Here is an 11,242-nt window from a genome sequence, read left to right on the forward strand (position 1 = left end):
GCTACAAAGTTAATTAATACTGTGCTTTGCCGAAATTCGTTTTGAAATGATGTTTAACGTGAGTACAAATCCCATCAGGAAGAGAGAAGAACTCCAAATCAATTCAACCATGTTCGGGTCGTTATAGAACTGCCAGATCAATAGTGGCACAGCACTGGTGGGATGAGTAATATCCCAGTTAATCCGGGGGTTTCCCAGGGTCGTCAACATCAGTGGTGCCGTTTCACCCAAAATCCTGGAAATCGAAATCAGGATCCCCGTTAGCAATCCACTAAAGCTGGATGGAATTAAAACCCGAAGAATGATTTTATGATAAGGTACACCCAGGGCAACCGCAGCTTCTTTGAGTGTTCCGGGAATCATTTTGAGAGTTTCCTCTGTTGAGCGAATAATTAAGGGCAACATCATGATGGCCAATGATACACTTCCCGCCAGAGCCGAATAGCTATGAGTAATATGCTTCACCACCCAAAGGTAGACGATGAGGCCCAGCACAATAGACGGAACTCCCTGCAGTACATCAGCGATATCACGAATAAGATTGGAATAACGTTTACCCGGGGTCTCGTAAAGATAAACTCCGGTAATAATGCCAAACGGAATCGCTATCACGGCAGCCAGGGCAACGATCAGTAACGAACCAGTGATACCGTTTGCAATTCCACCGGGAATGGTTTCTCCATTGGCTTTGGCGACCATCGCCTGGAGCGTATCAGGAGCAATTTCTGTAAAAAACGAGAGATTGATCTGCCCAATTCCCTTAACAACCAATTCTCCCACAATAAGGATAATCGGCAAAACGGTCAATAGAGAGAAAAAGATGACAACACCCAGAAAAATATTATTCTTTGTATTTCGGGCGTTTGAATTATCACGGATAGTTGTCACTTTCATTTCATTACAGTTTGAAAATAGTTAATCCGTCAGGACAATCTTTTGATAATAAATTTACCAGCGGTATTTACCAGTGCGGTAATAATGAAAAGTAAAAGGCCGATGGCTATCAGTGAACTCAACTTCAGGCCGTCTGCTTCACCAAATTGATTGGCAATGACACTAGCCATCGTATTTCCTGTATCGAATAAACTATGAGGTATCTTATTATCATTACCAATCAACATGGTAACAGCCATGGTTTCACCTAAAGCACGTCCGAAAGCCAAAATATAACTGGCCACAATTCCGGAACGGGCATTGGGAACAATCACATTAAAAATCACTTCTAGTCGTGTCGCCCCCAGCGAGTAGGCCGCTTCCTTCAACTCGTTAGGCACCATGGTTATGATTTCATTACTAAGCGAGGTCGCGTAAGGTATAATCATGATAGCCAGGATGATTCCTGAAGTAAAAACGCCAAATCCCTGCGGACTGAGGCCAAGATGCATGATAAACGGGCGTAGAGTGTAGAAGCCCCAGAGACCATACACAATGGAGGGTATTCCGGCCAACAAATCCACCAGTGAACTCAAGACGGATGCAACCGGGGTTTTTCTGAAGTATTCGGCCACGAACAACGAAGTCGAAAATGCCATGGGTATCGAGATCAACAAAGCCAGTACAGAAGTAATCAACGTACCGGCAATAAAGGGCAGTGCTCCGTAATTTTCCCGGCCCTCAGTCGGATTCCAATCCGATGAGACAATAAAATGCCACCCAAATTTATGAAAAGCCGGTATGGCTCCTCCAACAAGAGAGAAAACCATACCGCCTGCAACAACCAGAATCAATAACGATCCTGCAAATAAAAAGTATTTTGTAATCTTATCGCTGTTCATTGAAATGAATTAGAAGCATTCTATTTGAGAATCGGTTTTCCGTTATAAGTCACGGTCCGCAAAATAGCTTTGTCAATTTGCACTACTTTCTCGGGCAGTGGTGCATATTTCAATTCTTTACCAATTGCCTGTGCAGCGGGATCCAGCATCCAGTCGATCAGTTTCAGGGTAGCTTCAGCCTGAGCTAAAGAACGTCCGTTGTATGCTTGTTCTTTATAAAGAATGATCCAGGTAAATCCACTGATCGGGTAAGCATCAGGAGCTGTTGAATTAGTTTCCATGATACGGGTGTCGGCAGGCATATCACCATTACCAGCTGCACTTACAGCAGCGATGGTAGGAGCCACATAGTTTCCGGCAGCATTTTTCAGCAGCGCAAAAGAGATTTTTTGGGCAAATGCATAGTCAGAGCCGATGTATCCGATAGCACCCACGGTCGAGCTGATGGTTCCGGCAACGCCAGGATTTCCTTTGGCACCCATTCCGGTAGGCCAGTTCAGGGACTTTCCAACGCCAACGTTATCCTTCCATTCTTTGCTGATCTTTGACATGTAGTCGCTGAAGATAAAGGTAGTACCACTACCGTCTGAACGATGAACTACTGAGATAGCCATATCGGGGAATTTAACACCGGGGTTGATTGCTTTCAACTTTGCATCATTCCATTTAGTGATTTTTCCAAGGAAAATATCAGCTAAGACTTCGGGATCCAACTTGACGGATTCAATTCCGGGTACGTTGAAAGCAATGTCAACAGCACCGCTACAGGTCGCTACGTGAACAACCGGCGCAGGCATTTTGGCTGCTTCAGCATCGCTTAAAAACGCATCACTTCCGCAGAAGTCAACTACGCGATCCTTCAGGCTGCGGATACCAGCACCCGACCCAGTCAGACCGTAGGAGGTTTGAACGCCGGTTTGATCGAAATACTTTTTGAAAGCAGTTTTGTAGAAAGGTCCAGCGAAAGTAGAACCGGCTGCGCTCAGTGAGATTTCACTCTTGGCCGATTTCTCAGCGGCACCTTTTTTCTTACTGCCGCTTTTGCACGCTGTAAACGCTGTTACGACAGCCAATAAAATTATGATCTTTTTCATTTTGAAAGGTTTTATTATTCAACTACTTATAAGTTGCTTGATGTATTGAAGAACAAATTAAAATTTCATTTCGAGACTAAGATAGAACCCCGTCTCGGTGTTGCTGCCACTTTGCGCCGGACTCCAAACCCTGAAGTTTGGCGATACTTTCACTCCCTTAACTGGATTGAACTCCAAACCTGCTAAAATCAGGCTTCCATCCTTCGCTACATTCCATCCGTTAGTTGCGCCGTTAATTTTTTTCGATGTCAGATTATCGTAACGAACAAAAACATCCGATTTTTTCCCAACATTCACGGTCGTGTAAACTGATACACCTGAGAGATTATGGTCGGTTACACTACCATGTCCCTGCTGAATGTTGTATTCAGCCCCGGCTGTAAACTTATCGCCGGTGTACCCCAGAAAAGCGGTGTACGTTGTTTGAGCAACCGTTTTTTTCATGTAATCAACATACAGTCGGGCATAAAGGTTCTTAACCGGCTTTACAGTAACACCTGCGGTGTACATCAAAACGCTGTCTCTTTGCAGATGCTTGTAACCTTCACCGTTCAAAACCGACGCATCTACACTTAGTGCAGGATCGAGTTTGAGCACCATGGAAGCACCCAAATCAGCGCTAGCGCCGTACCCATGCTGGTCCATGAACGATTTGTAGAGGTAGCGATGTCCCCACATGCTCTCCTGAAGATTAAACTGTTTCGTTCCGATTAAACCGAAATTAAATTTCAGGTTATCATTCGCATACTGCAAGTATGCATTTTTCAGGTATGCTGTCATTTGCAAGCCCCCTACACCAGGATTTCCAACGTCGAAGTTGACTTTCCCGGAAAATTGCTGACTAAAGGCATATTCATAACCAAAATAAGCTCTGGTTATCTCAAATGCCGGCTGACTTTGCTCATACTTGAAATCACTGAAAACCTTTGCAAAAGCTTTTCCGTGTGGTTTAAAATCAGCATTACTCTTTTCCGAATTCACTGATTGCGCAAACACGCTACCACTGATCATGATCAGCAGTAACAGGCTGAATTGAATTTTTCTCATTGTTAGATAACTTAAAGTAACTTTCCACTGGCAAATGTGGTACGAGGTTGTTACACCGCGGTTAAGGAAAAATTACAATATTGTTACAAGACATGATTCTTTCGTCACACGAAAACAACAGCGCGAACCTCGCTATAAATACATACCTAACAACACCTTGACAGTTATCTGGAAAAATTCAACTTACTGGATATTCGTTTTACATCTATGGAAATGTATCCGGGTGGATAATGATGAAAACATTTTTGTAACACACCCTTGGTCCTCTTTTGTAACAGGACTTGTGCAATTATCAAATACAAAAACTTCTCAATTTTTTCTCGGGCAGGAAAATACCAAAGCGCCAAAACAAGATCCGGAGGGGATATTGACGTCTCCTTGGTGAAGTATTTTGGAATAATGGATAAAATGAATTAAGAAATAGTTCTTAATCAATTGGTTCATGCCGACTTCTGACATCAGCAACCAATGTCTCCAACGTCATACTTTTGAAATGATCGACAATCTTTTGATTTAATACATCCCAAAAATCACGGGCTGTGCAACTACTCGCTTTATCACACTCGAAGTTTTTTGAAAGGCAATCGACGATGCAAATCCCGGGTTCAAAGGCCCGGTGTATATCGTAAATGGTAATTTGAGAGGGATCGCGACCAAGAATGTATCCACTCTTTCGGCCACGTAAGTTGGCAACAAGTCCGGCTGTTTTTAACGAAGCAATAATCTGGTCGAGGTACTTTACTGACAAGTCTTGATTTTGGGCAATATCCTTCTGAAATATGCCATCGGGATCTCCGTTTAATGCTATTTCAATCATTACACGCATCCCATATCTGGTTTTCGTATTGAATTTCACGGCGAATTGGCTTTTTGGGTGATTAGTTTGATCTCAAAATTAATAAATACTTCATCTTTTACCCGAATCATTCCCAGGAAACGACGTGGAGGAGAAATGTTGTAATCCGTCAATTGAATGCGGGTTCTTCCTCTGACGACAAGCTGATTTTCCTCGTTATTAACCACTTCAATGGGCGAAACGTAATCATTTGTCATGCCCGCGATAGTTATATTCAGCGGGATATTCTTTACATCCCTTGAGGTAAAAATATGCAGCAACTCAGCGTCACTAATGGTAATTTTGATTTCCGGATACTTCGATGCCTTCAACAATTCCTTGAAATCATCAAACATAGCTGGATTACTGGCATCGATATGCTCAATGGGGATGAAAAACGAAAGAGAGTCAAGGGAGTTGGAACCAGCAGGAAGCACTGCTAATGAAAAGCCTTCCGTCAATACGTGACGATAGTAAAAGTGGAATTGGTTGACATTTGTGGAACCGTCAATACGCACTTTGGCAAGTTGACACACTCCACTGTAACGGGCATTTTTTGCCCATCCGCTTGAATTCAGCAGGAATACAAGAAGAATAACCTGAAATAATACCTTCCCTATGTAACCGCTTCTTCTCATTTTGTTTCCCGGTTATAGTTAAGTAAACCCGAATTGGAACTCTTTTGTTCCAAACTGCCACGGAACTTATGTGAAATTACATCACTAGCTGAAAAAACAGAACCTTCCCCCGCAGGGGGGAAGGCCTTTACTAAACAATATATAATGGATGTAACCTGGATGAACTTAGAAAGAAATTCCAGCTTCGAACATAATGCCTTTGAATCCAGCCTTAGTTCCGGCTTGGTATCCAGCACTTGTAGTATAATTACCGTTAAAGTTATTGTAGTTCTGGTTTACATACTCCAATTTGGCCAGAATGTTCTTGGTCATGTGCCATCCTCCGGCAATCTGTACACGGTCAATGTTCATGTCATTGCTGTTCTTCACTTTGTTGTAGCGAGTACCCAGATAGAACTGCTCCTGTCCACCAAAGTGGTAAATACCTTCGATTGCGAACTGGTTGAAATCAAAATCACCACCAAACGCGCCTGTGCCTTTTGCTTTCTCGTATGTTCCGAACATTTCAAAACCATAGTATTTTGCAAATAAGTTAACCATGGTAGAATTGTCTTTGTTGGTGAAACCCGGGCCCCAACGACCAGTTGTGTGATCTGAAGAAATATCTACGTCATCAGCACTTCCGGTTTGCGGCTTCATTACCAAATAGTAGCGAGAACCGGTACGGTCACCATAATAAAGCGAACCGAAGTGGTTTTTAGCACAGCTGTAAAGTGACACAGTTGTACGCAGACGGAAGTTTTCACTCAGCTGTTTATCAAAACCAACCTTACCATAGAAGGCCAACTCATCCGCAGTATTATAGGTTGTATAAGAATTACTTCTTGCACTGTAAGCAGCGATTGCAGGCTTCAACGTACCATTGGAAACGGCACCCATTGCCAACCAACCATTGTTGCGGTACATAAGCTCAGCACCTCCAGCAGTAGTGAAGGCATCCATGATGTAGTTACCGACAAATGCATTACGACTAATATTTCCGTTATCGGAACGACGGAAGTGCTCATCACCATAGTTGAGTTCCATCATACCAACTTTAAGGGTTAGTTTCTGCATCAGTTTGTCAATAGCATCCGAGTTCAGGAAGGGAAGCTGATCCATCAGCAAATATCCACCCTTAACCCAGGTTTCCTCGTGGTGACGAGATGACAAATAAGTCGTCAGGTGAACCTGTACTCCGGGGGCCAAATCGGCATAGATTTTCATATTGGCAGTAGGCAGGTTCAATCCTTTACCCAGCGGAGTTAATGGTGTAGTACCATCACTTGATTGGGTAAGGGCCTGATATTGCAACGCAAAATCAGCTCCAACGTGTGCTTTTACTTTTGTAAAATTGCTTCCATCGAGCTTGGGCTGTTCGAACTGCTGTCCAAAAGTTAAGGACGCAATCAATAACCCTGCAAAAAGAAAGAATACTCTTTTCATAACAAATGGTTAAAATCTGTGGTTATTATTTATTTATTGGTGCAATGTCTCCGCAATTCACACTAATCCAACTCACGGTCGAACACTGCGTTTTCTCTATTTACCTAATTCAAAATTATATTTGATGGTCAGGTCATCACCGGTTTTGATAGCACCAAACATGGCGGTTACTTGCTCAATTCCGTATTCTGACATTTTCAGTTTGAAACTTCCATCAACAACTGCATGCGAAGCATCGGTAACCTTACCTTTAAAAGGTATTTTTACGGTTTTGGTTACTCCGACCAGCTGAAGTTTTCCAACCAACTCACCACTAAATTCGTTTCCGCTACTCTTCAAATTCTCAACATTATCGGATGTAAAACGAATTTCCGGGTACTTATCACTCTTAATAGCCTTATAAGCCTTCTTATCCATAATGGAGCTTTCACCGCTCTTAAGGCTTTCCGCCGGACAAGAGAATGTCACGCTTTCAATACTATTAACAACTGTTCCATCCATTCCCATCACTGCGGTACATTTCAAATCGGTTGTTTTCATATTCCAATCGTGTAGTGTAGAAGTCCCATCTATCTCTGCAGAACTTTTATCGGCTACCAAGTGGAATGATTCCTGCGCTTTCACCTGCCAGTTCCAAATAAAAAGGACGGCAGCAATCAACGATATTACTCTCATTTTCATTCGATTTTAATGTCCTACTTTTCCTATCGTTTTGGTGGGATAAACGTAGGTATTTTTTTTATCCGTCCAAATGTTAAAGGATAGGTTTCATATTAGATTTTTAACAAAATCAGCCCAAACACATCGTCACAAAGCTAGAAAATAACACACAACAACCTTATAAAGTGACAGATACACGCATAATGTTAATCTTATTTAAACCAACTTTAAATAAAGTTAACAAATAATTGGAATCATTCTATGTACCATCCCTTTATTCTTAATATCTATGAAAAAGAATAAACCAACCTTACGCTCAGCACCAAAAAAGCCTGTATACCTGACAATTGAAAATATCACTATCTGATATAGATGAAAAAAGCCGGGAAAACCCGGCTTTACTTATAGATACATATAACTATGTCTATTTAACTAACTTCTTGTATTTTATCCGGTGTGGACCGGTATCACCAAGCCGTTTCTTCTTATTTTCTTCGTATTCGGAGTAACTTCCTTCGAAAAAGTACACGGAAGAGTTGCCTTCGAAGGCTAAAATATGGGTCGCAACACGATCCAAAAACCATCGATCGTGGGAAATAACAACCCCACAACCGGCAAAATTGTCGAGACCTTCTTCCAGCGCCCGCAATGTATTCACATCAATATCGTTGGTTGGCTCATCGAGAAGCAGCACGTTGGCACCCGACTTCAACGTAAGTGCCAGATGCAGCCTGTTGCGTTCACCTCCCGAAAGCACTCCGCATTTTTTCTCCTGATCAGCACCACTGAAGTTGAACCGGGCCGCATAAGCTCTTGCGTTGATAGAGCGCCCTCCGACCTGAACCTCATCGTTACCTCCTGAAATGACCTGGTATACCGTCTTCTCCGGATCAATATCGGTGTGTGTTTGATCGGCATATCCAAGCGTAACTGTTTCTCCAATAGAAAAAGTTCCGTTATCCGGTTTCTCCATGTCCATAATCATCTTGAACAAGGTGGTTTTACCAGCACCGTTGGGACCAATTACCCCGACAATTCCGTTAGGCGGCAAAACAAAATCAAGATTTTCGAATAGCAGTCGTTCACTAAATCCTTTGGAAACGCCGTGTGCTTCAATCACTTTATCGCCAAGACGCGGGCCATTCGGAATAAATATCTCCAGCTTCTCCTCTTTCTGTTTCACATCCTCGTTTAGCAACTTTTCGTATGCTCCCAAACGGGCTTTTGATTTGGCATGACGGGCCTTGGGGCTCATCCGTACCCATTCCAGCTCATGTTCCAATGTCTTCCGGCGCTTTGCATTTCCTTTCGCTTCCTGGGCCATCTTCTTTTGTTTCTGCTCCAGCCATCCGGTATAGTTTCCTTTCCAGGGAATACCTTCGCCACGATCCAGTTCCAAAATCCAACCGGCTACATTATCGAGGAAGTAGCGGTCGTGCGTAATGGAGATGACCGTACCTTTATATTGCTGCAAGTGCATTTCGAGCCACTGCACCGATTCGGCATCCAAATGGTTGGTCGGCTCATCGAGCAGCAAAACATCAGGTTCCTGAAGGAGAAGACGGCACAATGCCACGCGACGACGCTCACCACCCGATAAAATATTCACCGGCGCCTCACCGTCCGGACAGCGCAAGGCATCCATGGCACGTTCCAGTTTGTTATCCAGATTCCAGGCATCTGTAGCATCAATCTGTTCCTGTAACGCAGCCTGACGATCCATCAACTTCTGCATCTTATCGGCATCTTCATAATATTCGGGCAGACCGAACTTTTGATTGATGGCTTCGTATTCATTCAGAATGTCCACCACTTCCTGTACACCTTCCTGCACAATCTCTTTGACGGTTTTGGATTCGTCGAGTTGAGGTTCCTGGGGAAGGTAACCGACATCATACCCCGGCGAAAATACCACGTCGCCCTGGTAATCTTTTTCCAGTCCGGCAATAATCTTCAGCAGAGTTGACTTACCGGAACCGTTCAAACCAATGATTCCGATTTTCGCTCCAAGGAAAAAGGAAAGGGAAATGTCTTTGATGACCTGTTTCTGCGGTGGGAAGGTTTTACTCACCTTATACATCGAAAAAATGATCTGTCTGTCTTCGCTCATGAAGTAATATTTTAATTTCGTGAGCAAAATTCGCATATTTCCTGCGAAAAGACAACGGTATCAAATAGTTTAAGAACTACATAACCGGAAGTAGGTCATTTTCTTCGTAATAAAAAGAAACGGAGGATAACCTGATCGGCGAAGATAACCAAACCGACGAGCACAATTAGTAATATATAAGGAAGGTATTCATTTGATACATTCGAAAGCATCTGACTGATTGTTTTTGGATCGAAGTAGAAAAAGATGCCTGCCAAAATCAATAGCGGTACAACGATAACGCCAACTTTCCATGCATATTCTGACAGTAAGCGTTTCCTCAACATGCGATCGCCCACTTTGCGGCTAACACGATTGGCAAAATCAGCTGGAAGAGAGAATTCCGGTTCCTCTTTCAAAACCTGACCAATCAACTGATCCATTTCGTTGTATGCTTCCTCTTTCATAGCGTACTAATTTAATCAAAATCACGATTCCATTCGATGAAAAACCGGAGCTTCTCCCGGAAGGGAATGCTCCAGTATTTCCTTTAACTGCTTTCGTGCCCTGTTCAGGTAACTTTTCACCGTTCCTTCCGGCATACCGGTAATTTCTTCAATTTCACTGTACGAGAACTCTTCCAGATGGTAAAGCGTCAACACTGTTCGATATTGCAGCGGCAATTTATCGATACTTTTGCGCACCACTGCTTTCATGTCGTTCTCGTGAATTGTCCGCCAGGTTGAATCATCGGTCATTGCCAATTCGGCTTTCACCGGGATGGTCTCCGACAAATCCAAACGATCACGTTTGTGCTTTTTCAGGTAATCGGAACACGTGTTCCAGGCAATGGAAGCAATCCAGGTAGAGAGTTTCGACTCATTTCGAAAACGTGGTATGTTTTTATACACTTTCATGAAAACATCCTGACAAATATCTTCGATTTCATCCGGTCTCCCAACCATACGCCAAACCACATGCCAAACCAACCTCTGATGTTTTTGCACCAAAAACCGGAAAGCATTTTCATTTCCATTGATTACCTGTTTTACGATATCGTGATCGTTCATACGTATGTATATGTCTTCGCAGCCTGAAGAAATGTTGCACTCCTGCTCAATAAATTTTCCAGAAAGAGAAACCGATCATCCTTTCGCTCTGTTTTTCAATCATTAAGCTGGATTAGAATAAAACTAAGAGAAAAAATTGAGATTCACTGCAACCTTTGATACCGCAGTGTCGACTGATAGGGCAAACAACACTTAAAACAAAACATCATGCAAGACGCAATTGTAACCGCAGTCGTTTTTTACGGTATATATTACCTGCTAAGAACTTTAACCGACTATTTTCTGAGACGCCGTATCATTAAAGAAGGACACTTTGAAAAAGCCGGTATTCTGGAAGTCGTTCCGCGAACAGTTGATGATCCGGAACCCAGCCGGTACAAAACCCTGAAATGGGCTTTGGTGACCTTTATGGGTGGCGCTGGTCTCATTGTAGCTGACGTGGTTCAAAATCTACCGGGAATTCCCTGGGCTCATTCCTACAATGCACTGATTCCGTTCGGAATTGTATTGGTCTTTGTTTCGGTTGGCTTCATTATTTACTTCTTTATTGCCAACAAACGGAAAATATAAAACAACTGCGGAACGTGACGGGCTACTATCGTTAGCTGC

12 protein-coding genes are annotated in these 11,242 nt (G+C 43.0%); 1 reads left to right on the forward strand and 11 read right to left on the reverse strand.

Features of this window, described 5'->3' with window-relative positions; translation table 11 throughout:
• Positions 1-9 precede the first annotated feature (9 nt).
• The 11 genes from pstA to T426_RS24760 form a co-directional block, all read right to left on the reverse strand.
• Entirely contained in the window at positions 10-894 is an 885-nt protein-coding gene (gene pstA, locus T426_RS0121995) for a phosphate ABC transporter permease PstA (RefSeq protein WP_036984285.1), read from the reverse strand.
• Positions 895-923: 29 nt separating this feature from the next.
• Positions 924-1,775 carry a phosphate ABC transporter permease subunit PstC gene (pstC, locus tag T426_RS0122000; protein ID WP_025863545.1) on the reverse strand — a complete coding sequence of 284 codons (852 nt, stop codon included), beginning with the start codon at positions 1,773-1,775 and terminating at the stop codon, positions 924-926.
• Positions 1,776-1,795: 20 nt separating this feature from the next.
• On the reverse strand, positions 1,796-2,869 hold the full coding sequence (pstS, locus tag T426_RS0122005; RefSeq protein ID WP_025863544.1) for a phosphate ABC transporter substrate-binding protein PstS: 1,074 nt from the start codon (positions 2,867-2,869) through the stop codon (positions 1,796-1,798).
• Positions 2,870-2,926: 57 nt separating this feature from the next.
• Positions 2,927-3,916 carry a hypothetical protein gene (locus T426_RS24745; protein WP_025863543.1) on the reverse strand — a complete coding sequence of 330 codons (990 nt, stop codon included), beginning with the start codon at positions 3,914-3,916 and terminating at the stop codon, positions 2,927-2,929.
• A 427-nt stretch (positions 3,917-4,343) separates the two neighbouring features.
• Positions 4,344-4,772, reverse strand: coding sequence for an RrF2 family transcriptional regulator (locus tag T426_RS0122015; protein ID WP_025863541.1), 429 nt, complete (start codon positions 4,770-4,772; stop codon positions 4,344-4,346).
• On the reverse strand, positions 4,769-5,389 hold the full coding sequence (locus T426_RS0122020; RefSeq protein ID WP_025863540.1) for a YceI family protein: 621 nt from the start codon (positions 5,387-5,389) through the stop codon (positions 4,769-4,771). The genes T426_RS0122015 and T426_RS0122020 overlap by 4 nt, the downstream gene beginning before the upstream one ends.
• Positions 5,390-5,554: 165 nt before the next feature.
• Positions 5,555-6,814 carry a hypothetical protein gene (locus T426_RS24755; RefSeq protein WP_025863539.1) on the reverse strand — a complete coding sequence of 420 codons (1,260 nt, stop codon included), beginning with the start codon at positions 6,812-6,814 and terminating at the stop codon, positions 5,555-5,557.
• A gap of 96 nt (positions 6,815-6,910) precedes the next feature.
• Positions 6,911-7,489 carry a YceI family protein gene (locus tag T426_RS0122030; RefSeq protein ID WP_159103296.1) on the reverse strand — a complete coding sequence of 193 codons (579 nt, stop codon included), beginning with the start codon at positions 7,487-7,489 and terminating at the stop codon, positions 6,911-6,913.
• A 409-nt stretch (positions 7,490-7,898) separates the two neighbouring features.
• A complete protein-coding gene (ettA, locus tag T426_RS0122035; RefSeq protein ID WP_025863537.1) occupies positions 7,899-9,584 on the reverse strand; it encodes an energy-dependent translational throttle protein EttA in 1,686 nt (561 codons plus the stop codon).
• A 95-nt stretch (positions 9,585-9,679) separates the two neighbouring features.
• On the reverse strand, positions 9,680-10,030 hold the full coding sequence (locus T426_RS0122040; protein ID WP_025863536.1) for a hypothetical protein: 351 nt from the start codon (positions 10,028-10,030) through the stop codon (positions 9,680-9,682).
• Between the two features lie 21 nt (positions 10,031-10,051).
• Positions 10,052-10,633: an RNA polymerase sigma factor gene (locus T426_RS24760; RefSeq protein ID WP_025863535.1), complete on the reverse strand. Its 582-nt coding sequence runs from the start codon at positions 10,631-10,633 to the stop codon at positions 10,052-10,054.
• A gap of 207 nt (positions 10,634-10,840) precedes the next feature.
• Here T426_RS24760 and T426_RS24765 point away from each other — a divergent pair, with 207 nt between their 5' ends.
• Positions 10,841-11,203: a hypothetical protein gene (locus T426_RS24765; RefSeq protein ID WP_025863534.1), complete on the forward strand. Its 363-nt coding sequence runs from the start codon at positions 10,841-10,843 to the stop codon at positions 11,201-11,203.
• The last annotated feature ends 39 nt before the right edge of the window (positions 11,204-11,242 follow it).

The organism is Prolixibacter bellariivorans ATCC BAA-1284, from assembly GCF_000621705.1.
GTDB lineage: Bacteria > Bacteroidota > Bacteroidia > Bacteroidales > Prolixibacteraceae > Prolixibacter > Prolixibacter bellariivorans.

Excerpts from the sequence above, each read along its gene's own strand:
- T426_RS24765 (WP_025863534.1), top strand. The coding sequence starts at position 10,841 with ATGCAAGACGCAATTGTAACCGCAGTCGTTTTTTACGGTATATATTAC.
- T426_RS0122040 (WP_025863536.1), bottom strand. The coding sequence starts at position 10,030 with ATGAAAGAGGAAGCATACAACGAAATGGATCAGTTGATTGGTCAGGTT.
- pstC (WP_025863545.1), bottom strand. The coding sequence starts at position 1,775 with ATGAACAGCGATAAGATTACAAAATACTTTTTATTTGCAGGATCGTTA.
- T426_RS24745 (WP_025863543.1), bottom strand. The coding sequence starts at position 3,916 with ATGAGAAAAATTCAATTCAGCCTGTTACTGCTGATCATGATCAGTGGT.
- T426_RS24755 (WP_025863539.1), bottom strand. The coding sequence starts at position 6,814 with ATGAAAAGAGTATTCTTTCTTTTTGCAGGGTTATTGATTGCGTCCTTA.
- T426_RS0122030 (WP_159103296.1), bottom strand. The coding sequence starts at position 7,489 with ATGAGAGTAATATCGTTGATTGCTGCCGTCCTTTTTATTTGGAACTGG.
- pstA (WP_036984285.1), bottom strand. The coding sequence starts at position 894 with ATGAAAGTGACAACTATCCGTGATAATTCAAACGCCCGAAATACAAAG.
- ettA (WP_025863537.1), bottom strand. The coding sequence starts at position 9,584 with ATGAGCGAAGACAGACAGATCATTTTTTCGATGTATAAGGTGAGTAAA.
- T426_RS0122020 (WP_025863540.1), bottom strand. The coding sequence starts at position 5,389 with ATGAGAAGAAGCGGTTACATAGGGAAGGTATTATTTCAGGTTATTCTT.
- pstS (WP_025863544.1), bottom strand. The coding sequence starts at position 2,869 with ATGAAAAAGATCATAATTTTATTGGCTGTCGTAACAGCGTTTACAGCG.
- T426_RS24760 (WP_025863535.1), bottom strand. The coding sequence starts at position 10,633 with ATGAACGATCACGATATCGTAAAACAGGTAATCAATGGAAATGAAAAT.